This window comes from Xenorhabdus bovienii SS-2004 (assembly GCF_000027225.1).
Classification (GTDB): domain Bacteria; phylum Pseudomonadota; class Gammaproteobacteria; order Enterobacterales; family Enterobacteriaceae; genus Xenorhabdus; species Xenorhabdus bovienii_C.
The window spans coordinates 130,006-144,349 of the sequence record NC_013892.1 but is presented as its reverse complement, the minus strand read 5'-3'; the positions used below and the strand labels follow the sequence as shown (position 1 = coordinate 144,349).

The window sequence follows — 14,344 nt, the reverse complement described above, 5'->3', positions numbered from 1 at the left end:
TAGCCCTGTGCGATTAACTTCAACTTAAGGCAGATAAAACGCGCAATGATCCACGTAACCTCAATATCCAATCCACGACTGGCTCAAGCCTTTATTGATTATATGGTGACACAGGGCATTCACTTGACCATGCGTCCTACCCATGAGCCAGCACTGGTTGAATTGTGGCTGGAAGATGAAAACCAGTTAAGTTTTGTTGAGCAGGAACTTAACCAATTTTCCCGCGATCCATTCAATGAGCGCTATCAAACCGCCAGTTGGCAAGCTGGCAAATCGGGTTATTCATTTAAATATCACAACAGCCTGAATTTGAGCACCTTGAAAAGTCAGTCCGGCCCGCTGACTATCTCCGTGACCGCTCTCTGTATCTTAGTTTATCTATGGATGCAGGTGGCAGGAGATTCCGATGTCATGCGCTGGCTAGCGTGGCCTAATGGTGAACAATATCTGGAATTATGGCGCTGGGTCAGCCCTGCCCTGCTGCATTTCTCCCTGACACATCTTCTGTTCAATCTCGCGTTATGGTGGTATCTCGGCAGTCAGGTGGAAAGGCATATGGGTGCCGGAAAACTCTTTGAAATTACGATAGTCTCTGCGGTTTTCACTGACTGGGCACAATCCTTGTTCAGTGGATCGCATTTTGGTGGGCTTTCTGGTGTGGTCTACGCACTGATCAGCTACGTTTGGCTGACGGGTGAAATGTCCCCCAAAAGAGGGATCAGTGTCCCCAGAGGGTTAATCGCTATCTCGGTCATCTGGTTATTGGTTGGCTATTTCGATATGTTTTCACTGAATATCGCCAATGCTGCTCATTTTTCGGGGTTAATCATCGGCTTACTCATGGGGCTATGGGATAATTTACGTAAACAAAAAAATTAATAATATTCCAAATAACGTTGGTCAATTATAATCCATCTATGCAAAACATTAGGGGAATGTTGTGAAGCAAACTCAGCGACATGATGCAATAATCGAGCTGGTGCGCCTTCAAGGTTATGTCAGCACTGAAGAGCTGGTTGAACACTTTGATGTCAGCCCGCAAACCATCCGGCGTGACTTAAATGATCTGGCAGACAAAAATAAGATCCAGCGTCATCACGGCGGAGCTGCACTACCCTCCAGCTCCGTCAATACCGCCTATCATGACCGTAAAATCATGTGGTCAGATGAAAAAGCCCGTATTGCCCGGCAGGTTGCCACCCAGATCCCAAATGGTGCAACCCTGTTCATTGATATTGGCACCACTCCCGAAGCCGTCGCGCATGCACTACTTAATCACCGGGATTTACGGATTGTCACCAACAACCTCAATGTTGCCAGCCTGTTCATGGGGAAAGAAGATTTCCGGTTAATTATGGCGGGTGGTGAAGTCCGTTCCCGTGATGGCGGCATTATTGGTGAAGCAACTCTGGATTTCATCTCCCAGTTCCGCCTTGATTTTGGCATTCTTGGGATCAGCGGCATCGATAGCGATGGCTCTCTGCTGGAATTCGATTACCATGAAGTCCGAGCCAAACGCGCCATTATTGAGAACTCCCGCTGCGTGATGCTGGTTGCCGACCATTCAAAATTTGGCCGTAGTGCGATGGTCAACCTCGGCAACATGAATCTTATTGATTTCCTGTTTACGGATAAAGTGCCTCCTGCCAGCATCCAGAAAATCATTGAGCAGCATAGTGTCAAACTGGAACTGTGCTAATCACATTTTATTCATTTCCCCACCTGAAATATGAATAAGGTGGGGCTTCCCGTTGCAAGCCCCTGCTCCCAAATTTCTGCCCTCAATTTGCTTCCCGCAAATTCCTTATTAATCTTATACATATGATAAAAATTTGTTATCTGCATCACGCGAATAGGTTTTTTCCTAGTTAAAGGTTGGCGATTGATGAAATTTTGATTACAATCTTTTGAGCGAAAACGAGCATTAAAGAACTGTTCCGAACATTTCAGAGGGGGATGTAATGGAAACCAAAGACTTGATTGTGATTGGCGGCGGAATTAACGGCGCGGGTATTGCGGCAGATGCCGCTGGCCGGGGACTTTCCGTCCTGCTATTGGAAGGTCAAGACTTGGCCAGTGCGACTTCGTCTGCCAGTTCCAAGCTGATCCACGGTGGCCTGCGCTATCTGGAACATTATGAATTCCGGCTGGTCAGTGAAGCACTGGCAGAGCGTGAAGTATTACTGAAATTAGCACCCCATATTGCATTCCCAATGCGTTTTCGCCTGCCCCATCAGCCGCATCTGCGCCCAGCCTGGATGATCCGCATTGGCCTGTTCCTGTATGATAACTTGGGTAAACGCGTTAGTCTGCCAAGCAGCAAGGGGCTGAAATTTGGTGCGAATTCCGTGCTGAAACCTTCCATCCGCCGTGGCTTTGAATATTCCGACTGCTGGGTCGATGATGCCCGTCTGGTTGTCCTGAACGCTCAGGAAGTCCAGAAGCATGGCGGTGAAGTCCGTACCCGTACTCAAGTGACCCGCGCATGGCGTGAAAAGGGTTACTGGATGGTTGAAGCGAAAGATCTCACCACGGGCAAAACCGATACATGGCGCGCCAAAGGCTTAGTCAACGCGACTGGCCCGTGGGTCAAAAACTTCTTTGATGATGGGCTGAAACTGAAATCACCTTACGGTATCCGTCTGATCAAGGGCAGCCATATCGTTGTACCTCGTGCGCATGATGAACCTCAAGCCTATATTCTGCAAAACGAAGATAACCGTATCGTGTTTGTTATTCCGTGGAATGATGAGTTTTCCATCATCGGCACCACCGATGTTGAATACAAAGGCGATCCAAAAGAAGTTAAAATTGACGATCAAGAGATCGGCTATTTGCTGAAAGTTTATAACAACCACTTCAAGAAACAGCTTAACCGTAGTGATGTTGTCTGGACTTACTCCGGCGTTCGCCCACTGTGCGATGATGAATCAGATTCACCACAGGCGATCACCCGTGATTACACGCTGGATGTACAGGATGAACAGGGGCAGATGCCATTGTTGTCCGTCTTTGGCGGTAAGCTGACAACCTACCGGAAACTGGCTGAACACGCGCTGGAGAAACTGGTACAGTACTATCCAAACGCAGGTAAGGCGTGGACTAAAAACGGTAAATTACCGGGTGGTGAACTGGAAGGCCATGATCGCGATGGTTATGCACGCCTGCTACGCCAGCGTCATAACTGGCTGCCAGAAGGTGTGGCACAACGCTATGCCCGTACTTACGGCAGCAACTGCCAGATAATCCTGAAAGGCGCAGAAGCCCTGACAGATTTAGGCGAGTTCTTCGGCCACGGCCTGTATGAAGCCGAGTTGCGTTATCTGGTCGAACATGAGTGGGTGACTCAGTTAGACGATGCTATCTGGCGCCGGACTAAATTGGGTATGTGGCTGACCGATGAACAGAAACAGCGGGTTGCTGACTGGCTGGCACAGAACGTTCAATCAAGTCAGGCACAAAGCTAACTCTACCCTTGCTGAAAAATGGCGATAAGAGATTATCGCCATTTTATCTTTCCTCTCGCATAATCTTTTTCATTCCTACCCTAAAAGTATCTTCCCGCTCATTTTCTTTCCTGAAAATGACCATAAAGTTTCGAAATAAATCATCCCTACTTTCTACTGAGATTTCTTAATTTTTAATTTTATTCAACTGGTTATTTAAATCATCATATTTCTATTGGCATGGTAGGATGTCGAAAAGCTGATCTAATTAACCTTGGAGGTTACTCTATGTTAACCATTCGGGAAGCGACAATCAAAGACGCGGTGCTGTTATCCCAGCTCATTGAGGAAAGCTATCGTTTTCACTTTTCCTATTTGTGGCATAACAAAACCGAATTGGAAGAATATGTCGCCGAAGAGGGTTCACCAGAAAAAATATCGAACTCACTCAACACCACCAATCACAAGTGGTTTATTGCTGAAACTCATCACTCAGTCGGTTTTGCCAAAATCGTCTTCTATGAACCGCTCCCTGATAGCGATTTAACTGGCGTCTATTTGCATAAGCTCCATCTGATGCCACATCAGACCGGACAAAAATACGGTGAGCAATTATTTGACCATATAGTCAAACTCGGTCAGGAGCAGGGGTTGCAATGGCTTTGGCTGGAAGTATTAGAACAGAACACATTAGCCATCAAATTCTATGAAAGAAAAGGGATGAAATGGTACAAAAATATTATCTTTTCCCGTTCCAAGCAGAAAAGTACCCTGCATATTATGACTAAACCAATATGATAATGATTTTATTATTTTCTTTATATGAAAAATAACGCAGATAAGATAGTAATAACCTAAAACAGGTGAAGAATGCATCTATTTCATTTAAATTTCTAATTGATTACTAAAAAAACAATAAGCAAAATATAATCTAACCATTTCATTACGTAACAAATAGTATAGCAAAAATCACCTTACAGTAAGGTAAATACAGCAGACAGATAGGGTCTACACGCAGATTTCCCTATATTCTCCCATAACGCTGATTTTTATATCTTCAGTAATAAATTTAAATATACATTCAAGATATTGATAATATTTATATTTATTGCTTTTTTAAATTTTCATTTTTTTTTCAGTTGTGATATTAATCCCCTTTCTATAATTCGCTTATTGCGATTTATGTTCAAATTTATGAAAATAAACCAGAATGGATAAAAGCTTACTATGATGAGTCAAACATTCATTAAAAAAGAGGGGATTGCACAATCGTTTCTAGCTCGTTATCTCCTCTCTGAGCAATGTGGCAACCGCCTGAAAACTATCGAGTTACTGGCTAAAGAATGTGGATTGTCCGTAGGTTTAATGCAAGCAGCATTGAAATCTCTTGAACAGGCACAAGCGGTTGGAATTAAGCGTCGTGGTCGTAATGGCAGCTTTCTTTCGCAGATTAACCATAAATTACTCTTGGAGTATGCCGATATCGGCAATGTGGTCTGCGCAATGCCGCTTCCTTATACCCGCGCCTATGAAGGTCTGGCCAGTGGTTTAAAAGCATTGTGTGCAGAGATTCCTTTTTATTTTGCACATATGCGTGGTTCAGACATCCGCATTGAATGCTTACTGAATGGCGTCTATGACTTAGCAGTAACGTCAAGACTTGCCGCAGAGCAGCACCCAGAAAATAAAGATTTATATATTGCGCTTTCACTAGGGACACAAAGTTATACAGACAGGCATAGATTAATCTTTCGTCATGGCGAAATGGATTCCATTCGCCGGGTTGGGTTGGACAGTACTTCAGCAGACCAAAAAATAATGACGAATCAGTATTTTGAAGGAAAAGAGATTGAAGTGGTCGAGGTCTCCTATCACGAATGTCTGAATCAAATCATGAAAGGCCACATTGATGCGGCCATTTGGAACGTCGGGCAGGGTCACGAACTGGTAGCACAAGGTTTGATGACTCAGCTTCCAGATGATAGTGAGTGCTTTATCAAAGCCTCCGAAGCCGTTATTTTGGCTCGTAAGGACAACATCCCCATCCAGCAACTCCTGTACACCATGGTTGATCGGGAAGCACTGCTGACTCATCAACAAAACGTGGTCGCAGGCACAATCGAGCCAGTTTATTGACGCTCAATAAACCAAATCAAATGATTAACCTGACGTATAACAAAAAGCAATGGTAGAACAACGACTAACTATCCTGTTGCAAGGTGGCGTCATCGACCAAGATATCTACGATAACATGCTTGATATTGTGCATGATCTAGAAGATATCTGGTTAATCCCTGTCCATCATCCACAAGGTGAAATGGCGCTTACCCACATGGCGAGTGCTTTCATGCGCTCACGTCGCGGCGAAATTGTTTTGCCACTTGAAAAGAATATCTTGACCAAAATCGAGCAGTCAGAACACTGCGCACAATTATTCAAAATCCATCGCGCATTGTTAGAAAAATTCACAATCACACTGCACCCCAACGAAGAAGGCTATCTGTTGGTAAATTTATATGGTTTAATACTGGCAACCAAAATTCCCTGAATTTTGTTTTACACTATAAATATTCAAAAAAATGAATATTTGAATTTCTCAGTCTTTTTAATTTTCACACAGCCGTGCCGCATTGCAGCCATGAAGGGAAGCCGATGTTTATCAATGCCCTGAAAAAACAGAACCCCAAATTGATTGAAATAGCAAAAGACCTTTGGCAGCAAGGCGCGATATTACCAGACACTTACATCATTGATGTCGATCAGGTCTTGGACAATGGTCGGCATTTACTGCAAGCAGCAGAGCAATATGGCATTGAACTCTATTTGATGACCAAACAGATTGGCCGTAATCCCTGGCTGGCTCAAAAGCTCATTGAACTCGGTTACCCTGGTGTCGTGGCCGTGGATTTCAGGGAGGCATATGCCCTGAGTCAGCATGGCATACCGCTATGCCACATCGGTCATTTGGTACAAACCCCTGCACACCTGATAGAAACCATGCTTAAACAGCATCCGGGTATCATTACGGTGTTTTCCATTGAAAAAGCACAGGCGATCTCAGATGCCGCAGAGAAATTGGGACGGATTCAGCCCATCATGCTGAAAGTGTTTGATAAGCGTGATATCACTTTACCCTCTCAGGAAGCAGGTATCTTCTTCGATGAACTGGATACAACCGTTGACGTATTAAAAACCATGCCGGGCATTAAGTTGAGCGGTTTAACCCATTTCCCCTGCCTGGAGTGGAACGCCCGATATCAGACAACCCTGCCCACCATCAACTTGCAGACCCTCCTCAGGGCGCGCAACAGACTTGAACAGCTTGGCATTGAACTCTCACAAATCAATGCGCCTTCAGCATCAAGCTGCAACACCATCCCCCTGCTGGCAAAATACGGTGCTACCCACCTTGAGCCGGGACATGCCCTGACCGGCACGATACCCGCCAATATCAGTGGCCAAGAACCTGAAAAGATCTCAATGGTTTATATCACCGAGGTTTCCCATCACTACGACGGCAACAGTTACTGCTATGGCGGCGGCTACTATAAACGTGGACATATGAAATACGCGCTGGTTTTCCCTGAACATGCGCGCTCCCCCAAAACCGTGCGGGTACTGAGTCTGGGAGATCCCTGCATTGATTACCATATCCCGATATCCGGTATCCATCCTATCGGCAGCCCAGTGATCATGTGCTTCCGTACCCAGATTTTTGTCACCCGCAGCGACGTAGCTCTCGTTTCCGGCATTCAATCCGGTTCACCAAAGCTTCAAGGCATTTATGACAGTCAAGGAAATTGGAAAAACAGGGGTTATTTTCAATAATCATCCAATCAAAGTATTACAGTTAATATCACTTATCCCTTAAATAATGTTATTTTCGCTCCAGTCGATTTACCACATGATGCTACAAAAATATTTATGGGATACCAGAAACAAACTGGGAATACGCCCACACATTCCGCTACGTATTCCTCATCCAGAATTGATGAAGCTGAAGACGCACTCAAACAGGCGGACTACCAAGAATATCAGGTTAAACGTCGGGGTGAGACGCTGCTATATTCATCAAACAAACAATTAAATAACCCACATCTGGGTACACAGCAAAATACCTGTATTGATACATCGGGCTATACCTATGTGCATGAACACCTGCATATCGATCTCTCTGGTGCGAAAGGCAGTCTCGACTGTCGATTAGACCAATATGATCTGATCGTCGATGAACTTCGTCACCTTTATACCCTTGGCCTACGGAACATCGCGGAGATGACCAACCGCTACATGGGGCGCAATGCTAACTTCCTACTGGATTTGATGCGTGATAGCCACATCAACATCATTGCTTCGACGGGTTACTATAAAGAACCATTTTTCCCCGCTCATTTCAGCGAATTGAGTGTACAGGCGATTGCCGACGATATGATTGCTGAAATTGAAACGGGCATTGACGGTACTGGGCTAAAAGCCGGCGTGATAGCAGAAATTGGTTCCAGCCTTGATCAAATCACAGCGGATGAGAAGAAAGTATTTGCCGCCGCCGCTCTGGCACATCATGCCACTGGCTGCCCTATCTCCACCCATACCACCTTAAGCACAATGGGACGTGAGCAACTGGCTCTGCTCAAAGAATTTGGCGTTTCCGCTGAACATGTGGCTATCGGTCATTGTGATCTGAAAGATAATCTCGACACAATTATTCCCCTGCTTGAAGAAGGGGCGTGGATACAATTCGATACGATTGGCAAAAACAACTACTATCCAGACAGTGGGCGCATTGCCATGTTGCGGGAAGTCGCCAAACGTGGTCTGCTGGGCCAAGTGATGCTATCCCAGGATATCACTCGCCGTTCTCATTTAAAAAGTAACGGGGGAATTGGATTCGATTACCTGTTGACCGTATTCGTGCCGATGTTACTGGCAGCTGGTTTCTCCCAAACGCAGATAGATCTCATGTTACGCGATAATCCTGCACAATTTTTCCGACACGGCTTTTCTAAGACTTAAATTTTCTAACCCCTGTATTTTCCGAAAATTAGCTTTTTCAATCAATCAGCAATCCGGTACAAAATAAAAAGAGAGGGAGAACAGCATGAAATTTGTCATTGGCGGGCAAATAGAAAAAGAAAGAATAGCCGAAAGCATTCGGCAATTGGCGGGAGACAAAGCCACTGCAATTACCATCATGAATGACATTGAAGCCGCTATGGCGATTAAAAATGGTGATGCAGATTACTATCTCGGTGCATGCAATACCGGCGGTGGTGGTGCACTGGCAATCGCCATCGCACTTATCGGCCTGAATCAATGTGCCACCATCAGTATGCCGGGTAAAATCCTGTCTGACGACGAGATTATTGCCCATGTGAAAGCAGGTAAAAAAGCATTCGGTTTTACAGGTCAGGATATTGATGTTGTCCTGCCGGTGATCATCAACACCATCGTTTCTCAGTGAGGAGCATGTCATGAGTGATATCAATGCCATACAACATCTTCACAGTTTTCTGATGAGCTTGATGGAAGTTGACCCTTTCAAGGCCGGATTACTCGCTGCTATTGGCGCGATTGCCGCCATGATGGCAAACCGTGGTATCGCTGTTTTCCATGATGGTCTGCGCCCGCTGCTGCCGGAATACCTTGAAGGCCGGATGAGCCGCAAAGCGCTCGCTGCGACCAGCTTTGCCCTGAGCATCGGTCTGGTTGTCGGTTTTGGCATTCCCTTTTCACTGGCAGCGCCGATTGTGCTGGTTCACAGCCTGCTGCTCGGCACTGATATGATCGGCATCTGGTGTGCCAACAGCCGAAGAGGGTTTATCGCCTCGGGTATCATCGGCGCCCTGTATGCTATTGCCTTGCTCGCCGGCCTGCGCTCAGTCGTCGAACTGTTTGCCATGCTGCCGGTGAATTTCACCGATGACCTCAAGAAAGTTGGCGATCCCATTGTCGCCTGCTTCGCGCTGTTCCCTGCAATAGTTGTGGGTTATCAATATGGCTACCGCAAAGGGCTATGGGTCATGCTCACCGCGTTGATAGGCTATCTGGCCACCAAGGCGGTTGGCCCACTCAGCTTTGGTGGCATGATCGAAAAGCCGGTCAGTTTCGATCCCAACGGCGCAGCATTACTGTTGTCGATGATTGCCATGTTCTACTTTGCGATGCGGGAGCGTCCAGCCCAGTCAGCGGAGCAGAAAGGAGCCAATGAAGTCTTAGTCGGGCTGTTCTCTACCCGTATTGAACGCATCCAGAAAAACAAATGGCTGCTGATCCTCTGCGGCGGCCTGACCGCAAGTGCCGCGACCATGTCTTTCAGCCTGCTGGCCGAAGGCCCGGTTTCCCTGCAATTAATGGCGCAGGGCGAACAGACCAACGCCCTGTTGGTCGCACTGGCACGCGCCATCAGCTTTATCCCGCTGGTCGGCACCACGGCGATAGCCACGGGAGTTTACAGCCCGAATGGCATGAAATTCGTGTTTGTGGCGGGTCTGGCGACCAACAACCCGTGGATCGCCTTTATTGCGGGCGGCATCACCATGTTCATTGAAATCCAGCTGCTGGCGAAAATCGCCATTTGGCTGGATAAATACCCCGGCGTAAAAGCCTGTAGTGGCCATATTCGTACCGCGATCACCAAAATGCTCGAAGTCGCCCTGCTGGTTGGTGGTATGATTGCCTCCAACGCTATTTTGCCGGGTATAGGCTTTATGATCGTGGCGGGAATCTACCTGCTCAACCGTACTTCCAGACGTCCTTTGGTAGAGATGGCTATCGGCCCAATCGCAACTATTGCGGTGGGTATCCTTGCCAACGTGCTCTATCTGCTGGGAATAAAATAAGCAAATGAAAACCTATCCATTGCAAAGTATGACGATGGCGCAAGCCCAGCAGCAGCAGTTCAAACTGGTGGATATTATCTGTCGTCACTTTCCCGGCGCTGATTTTCTCTCGCAAGGTGATCTGGGCTTAGTCCCGGATCTGCACCAACCCCGGATGACCCATCGCATTGAAGCGGTCATCGCGGAGCATTTTGGTGCTGAAGCGGCAGCCTTTGTCAATGGAGCCGGAACAGGGGCGCTACGCGCGGGGCTGGCGGCATTAGTCAGTCCCAACGCTACATTGCTCGTCCACGATGCACCGATTTATCCCACGACCAAGATATCGATTGAACAAATGGGGCTTCACGTGGTGTATGCAGATTTCAATCATACAGAACAAATTGCAGCGGCCATCCGGCAATATCAACCTGCTGCCAGCCTGATCCAGCATACACGGCAAAAGATAGATGACAGCTACGCCCTGCAAGATGTGCTCGCCATACTCCATCAGTATCAAATTCCCTCATTGGTCGATGATAACTATGCAGCCATGAAAGTGGCGCATATTGGCTGCGAATATGGCGCGACACTCTCCAGTTTTTCCTGTTTTAAGTTACTGGGGCCACAGGGAGTTGGCTTAGTTATCGGCAAACAAACAATGATTGAGACCCTACGCCGCAGCATGTACTCCGGTGGCTGTCAGATACAAGGCTATCAGGCAATGGAAGCATTGCGTGGGCTGGTGTCCGCGCCAGTGATACATGCAGTACAGGCGGAAGTTAATGAAACGTTGGTGACACGATTGAATCAGGGGGAATTGCCACAGGTGAAACAGGCATTTCTGGCCAATGCTCAATCCAAAGTGTTATTGGTGGAATTTCACGACCCTATCGCCGAAGCAGTACTGACGGCCGCACATGGGTTGGGAGCATTACCTTATCCAGTGGGTGCAGAATCCAAGTTTGAAATCCCGCCGCTGTTTTACCGCATTTCCGGTACATTTCGTCAGGCAGATCCTACACTGGAAAAACGCATGATCCGCATTAATCCCAATCGCAGCGGGGCAGAAACAGTGATGCGTATTTTGCGGGAAAGTATTTTTCAGAAAAGCGGTCAATAAAAAAGGCAAAACAGCGGTAACTTGATTAAAAAAGCAAAAAATATAACGCCTGATTATCATTTAATTTAAACATTAAACAAACTATCCCTTCTGTTACTGCATTACATAAGGTATTTCATCTGTTTTTATTATTTACCCGGTATTTTGGATTAACAAGACCAAAATAGGAAACATCATCAGGCGTTAATAAATGGATTTGCTTGATATTGACTATTACATTGAATTTAACTTTAGTCAAATCACATTTTTATATAATTGATGATACAGAACCCAATTTTTAATTTTAAATATTAACATTTTACATCATGAAATATAACCAATTAAAATATTAACCTCATTAATATTATATTCAAATAACATAAAATTCATATAATTAGCCGTATTTAAAGAAAAATAATTATTTATTTAATACCAATATACCCATTGAATTTATAGTGAACTAATATTGATTATTTTATGTGGAAAATATCGCAATAATATAGCAAATAACTATCACAATAACTATTTAATATCCATATAGTTTCTTCTGTTTAATTTCATTAAAAATGAGGACAGGTCATCAATATCACAAAGAAATTTCATTATTTCTGAGTTAGAAATAACATACTTGACAAATATTTAAGAAATACGATTAAAATAAAAAATAATATCATCAACCCATTACGTGTACACTTAATGCGTATTATCTCCTGCTTCGAGCTTTGCTAACCAGCCGTCGGCTTCGTCAAGTGCAATGCAACCCGAATTCAAACTTTAGAGAACAACCTGAGGATCACCGCTATTTTGTTTTTTTGACAAATATCCTCAGGCATTTCAGTTCCCTTACTCAACAAATCTCCGATTTGTTTATCTCAACCGCACCGACTCAGACGCGGTAAAATCCCCTTGCTGCCGTTCCACCAGCGTGAGAATACTGTAAAGCGCCACTGGTTGTTGCTCCTGATTCAAAACCTGCACATCCCACACCACAACACCTTGCGGTTTGTCATCAGGAGTTTTCTGGACTTTCTTGATCTTCTTCTTACAGGTCAGCCGCACCTGAATGGTATCGCCAATTTTCACCGGCTCAATAAAACGCAGGTTTTCCATGCCATAGTTGGCAAGCACTGGCCCAACCGCTGCATCCACAAATAAGCCTGCTGCTGCTGATACGACAAAATAACCATGCGCCACACGCTCACCAAACAGAGATTCCGCCGCCCCCAGTTTATCCATGTGCGCATAAAAATGATCTCCGCTCAGACAGGCAAAATTGACGATATCGGCTTCGGTGACAGTACGGCGAGCCGTCAGCAGGCTTTCACCAATCTCAAGCTGTTCGAAATACTTACGGAATGGATGAACCGGATCGGTCTTAACTTTGGCACCACGTACCCATTCACGGCCGATGGCGGCCAGCATGTTTGGGCTGCCCTGAATCGCGGTGCGCTGCATATAGTGTTTCACCGCCCGCAGACCGCCTAGCTCTTCGCCACCGCCGGCACGCCCCGGCCCACCATGTACCAGCATAGGCAGTGGAGATCCATGCCCCGTAGATTCCGCAGATGCCGCCTCATCCAGCACCAGCATACGGCCGTGAGCACACGCTGTTGCCCGGATCACCTGCACCGCGATCTGCTCATCCGCCGTAACCAGCGAACCCGCCAGACTGCCCTGCCCCATCAACACCAGCGCTATCGCCTGTTCTGTCCCCTGATACGGCATCAAGGTGGAAACAGGCCCGAAAGCTTCCGTTCCATGTACCGCTTGATGTGCTACCGGATCAGCACAATAGAGCAGAGTCGGAGGGTAGAATGCGCCCTCGTTGCTGGAATTGCCTGTCAGCACCAGTTGATCCAAAGCACCACCGCACAGAGGCTCACAACCGTGACGCAACAATTCATCAACCTTGGCCTGAACCTCATCGCGCTGTTCAAGGCTAATCAACGCGCCCATGCGCACTTCCGGCAGTGCGGGATCGCCGACAGTCACTCCGGAAAGGCGTTTAAGCAATGCTTGTTTAACCGCCTCAAGCTGACTGACTGGCACGATAATACGCCGGATGGCCGTACATTTTTGCCCTGCCTTAGCCGTCATCTCGCGGACAACTTCCTTGATAAACACGCCAAATTCCGGCATTTCAGGCGTAACATCCTCGCCCAACATACAGCAGTTAAGGGAATCGGCTTCCATGGTAAACGGAATGGATTTTTCGATCAGTCGTGGGTGAACACGCAGCTTCTGCCCGGTCTGCGCCGATCCGGTAAAAGTCACCGCATCCTGATAATCGAGATGATCAAACAGATCGCCAATGCCACCGCAGATCAATTGCAGAGCGCCTTCCGGCACCAGACCGCTATCGATGATCATTTTTACCATCGCCTGCGTCAATTGAGCGGATGCCGTCGCGGGTTTGATGATAGCTGGCATACCGGCCATCCACGTTGGTGCCAGTTTTTCCAGCATTCCCCAGCAAGGGAAGTTAAACGCGTTGATATGCAGCGCGACACCGGGACGCGAAGTCAACACATGACGAGCCACAAACTGCGACTGTTTGGAAAGCGGGATCATTTCATCTTCCGGCCACAGGGTATCATCCGGTAACTCACGCCCCGCCAGCCCTGCATAAGAAAACAGCGTCGCAATGCCGCCTTCAATATCCACCCAACCATCCGCACGGGTCGCTCCCGTTTCTGCCGAAATGGCATACAGCGTTTCTTTGTTAGCAAGCAGATGCTTCGCCACCGCTTTCATCATCTGCGCACGTTGCTGGAACGTCATGGCGGACAACGACTTACCGCCTTTTTCACGGGCATATCCTAGGCTATCGGCCAGTGGCAGGCCATCTGAACACACCTGATACAAGGCTTCACCACTCACTGCATGATGAAGGGTTCTGGCGTTGCCCTGTCCATAAACCCAAGCACCACAAATATAACTGGTTAACTGTTGCATTTTTTCTCCACCTAACAAATTAATGA

12 protein-coding genes are annotated in these 14,344 nt (G+C 46.7%); 11 read left to right on the top strand and 1 reads right to left on the bottom strand.

All coding sequences use genetic code 11. The features are described 5' to 3' along the window. Positions 1-45: 45 nt before the first annotated feature. The 11 genes from glpG (at position 46) to XBJ1_RS00575 (ending at position 11,384) form a co-directional block, all read left to right on the top strand. On the top strand, positions 46-879 hold the full coding sequence (glpG, locus tag XBJ1_RS00625) for a rhomboid family intramembrane serine protease GlpG (RefSeq protein ID WP_012986759.1): 834 nt from the start codon (positions 46-48) through the stop codon (positions 877-879). Positions 880-940: 61 nt separating this feature from the next. Continuing rightward, the gene (locus XBJ1_RS00620) at positions 941-1,699 is read left to right on the top strand and encodes a DeoR/GlpR family transcriptional regulator (protein WP_012986758.1); all 759 of its coding nucleotides are present in this window, start codon (positions 941-943) and stop codon (positions 1,697-1,699) included. Between the two features lie 262 nt (positions 1,700-1,961). Then, positions 1,962-3,467: a glycerol-3-phosphate dehydrogenase gene (gene glpD / locus XBJ1_RS00615; RefSeq protein ID WP_012986756.1), complete on the top strand. Its 1,506-nt coding sequence runs from the start codon at positions 1,962-1,964 to the stop codon at positions 3,465-3,467. Between the two features lie 267 nt (positions 3,468-3,734). Beyond that, positions 3,735-4,244, top strand: coding sequence for a GNAT family N-acetyltransferase (locus XBJ1_RS00610; RefSeq protein ID WP_012986755.1), 510 nt, complete (start codon positions 3,735-3,737; stop codon positions 4,242-4,244). Between the two features lie 429 nt (positions 4,245-4,673). Beyond that, positions 4,674-5,582 (top strand): GntR family transcriptional regulator YhfZ, encoded by a 909-nt coding sequence (yhfZ, locus tag XBJ1_RS00605; protein WP_012986754.1) that lies wholly within the window; start codon positions 4,674-4,676, stop codon positions 5,580-5,582. A 49-nt stretch (positions 5,583-5,631) separates the two neighbouring features. Next, positions 5,632-5,994, top strand: coding sequence for a hypothetical protein (locus XBJ1_RS00600; RefSeq protein ID WP_012986753.1), 363 nt, complete (start codon positions 5,632-5,634; stop codon positions 5,992-5,994). A 104-nt stretch (positions 5,995-6,098) separates the two neighbouring features. Continuing rightward, positions 6,099-7,274, top strand: coding sequence for a YhfX family PLP-dependent enzyme (locus XBJ1_RS00595; protein ID WP_012986752.1), 1,176 nt, complete (start codon positions 6,099-6,101; stop codon positions 7,272-7,274). A 96-nt stretch (positions 7,275-7,370) separates the two neighbouring features. Further along, positions 7,371-8,459 (top strand): phosphotriesterase-related protein, encoded by a 1,089-nt coding sequence (locus XBJ1_RS00590; RefSeq protein WP_012986751.1) that lies wholly within the window; start codon positions 7,371-7,373, stop codon positions 8,457-8,459. Positions 8,460-8,544: 85 nt separating this feature from the next. Next, a complete protein-coding gene (locus XBJ1_RS00585) occupies positions 8,545-8,907 on the top strand; it encodes a DUF2620 domain-containing protein (RefSeq protein ID WP_012986750.1) in 363 nt (120 codons plus the stop codon). Between the two features lie 10 nt (positions 8,908-8,917). Continuing rightward, positions 8,918-10,285 carry a YhfT family protein gene (locus XBJ1_RS00580; protein ID WP_012986749.1) on the top strand — a complete coding sequence of 456 codons (1,368 nt, stop codon included), beginning with the start codon at positions 8,918-8,920 and terminating at the stop codon, positions 10,283-10,285. A gap of 4 nt (positions 10,286-10,289) precedes the next feature. Beyond that, on the top strand, positions 10,290-11,384 hold the full coding sequence (locus XBJ1_RS00575) for an aminotransferase class V-fold PLP-dependent enzyme (RefSeq protein WP_012986748.1): 1,095 nt from the start codon (positions 10,290-10,292) through the stop codon (positions 11,382-11,384). An 846-nt stretch (positions 11,385-12,230) separates the two neighbouring features. Here the strand turns inward: XBJ1_RS00575 and paaZ are convergent. Beyond that, positions 12,231-14,318, bottom strand: coding sequence for a phenylacetic acid degradation bifunctional protein PaaZ (gene paaZ / locus XBJ1_RS00570; protein ID WP_012986746.1), 2,088 nt, complete (start codon positions 14,316-14,318; stop codon positions 12,231-12,233). Positions 14,319-14,344 lie beyond the last annotated feature (26 nt).

Bases quoted from the DNA above. Each gene is read 5' to 3' on its own strand.
- XBJ1_RS00580 (WP_012986749.1), top strand. From the start codon at position 8,918: ATGAGTGATATCAATGCCATACAACATCTTCACAGTTTTCTGATGAGC.
- XBJ1_RS00590 (WP_012986751.1), top strand. From the start codon at position 7,371: ATGGGATACCAGAAACAAACTGGGAATACGCCCACACATTCCGCTACG.
- paaZ (WP_012986746.1), bottom strand. From the start codon at position 14,318: ATGCAACAGTTAACCAGTTATATTTGTGGTGCTTGGGTTTATGGACAG.
- XBJ1_RS00585 (WP_012986750.1), top strand. From the start codon at position 8,545: ATGAAATTTGTCATTGGCGGGCAAATAGAAAAAGAAAGAATAGCCGAA.
- glpD (WP_012986756.1), top strand. From the start codon at position 1,962: ATGGAAACCAAAGACTTGATTGTGATTGGCGGCGGAATTAACGGCGCG.
- yhfZ (WP_012986754.1), top strand. From the start codon at position 4,674: ATGATGAGTCAAACATTCATTAAAAAAGAGGGGATTGCACAATCGTTT.
- XBJ1_RS00575 (WP_012986748.1), top strand. From the start codon at position 10,290: ATGAAAACCTATCCATTGCAAAGTATGACGATGGCGCAAGCCCAGCAG.
- glpG (WP_012986759.1), top strand. From the start codon at position 46: ATGATCCACGTAACCTCAATATCCAATCCACGACTGGCTCAAGCCTTT.
- XBJ1_RS00595 (WP_012986752.1), top strand. From the start codon at position 6,099: ATGTTTATCAATGCCCTGAAAAAACAGAACCCCAAATTGATTGAAATA.
- XBJ1_RS00610 (WP_012986755.1), top strand. From the start codon at position 3,735: ATGTTAACCATTCGGGAAGCGACAATCAAAGACGCGGTGCTGTTATCC.
- XBJ1_RS00600 (WP_012986753.1), top strand. From the start codon at position 5,632: ATGGTAGAACAACGACTAACTATCCTGTTGCAAGGTGGCGTCATCGAC.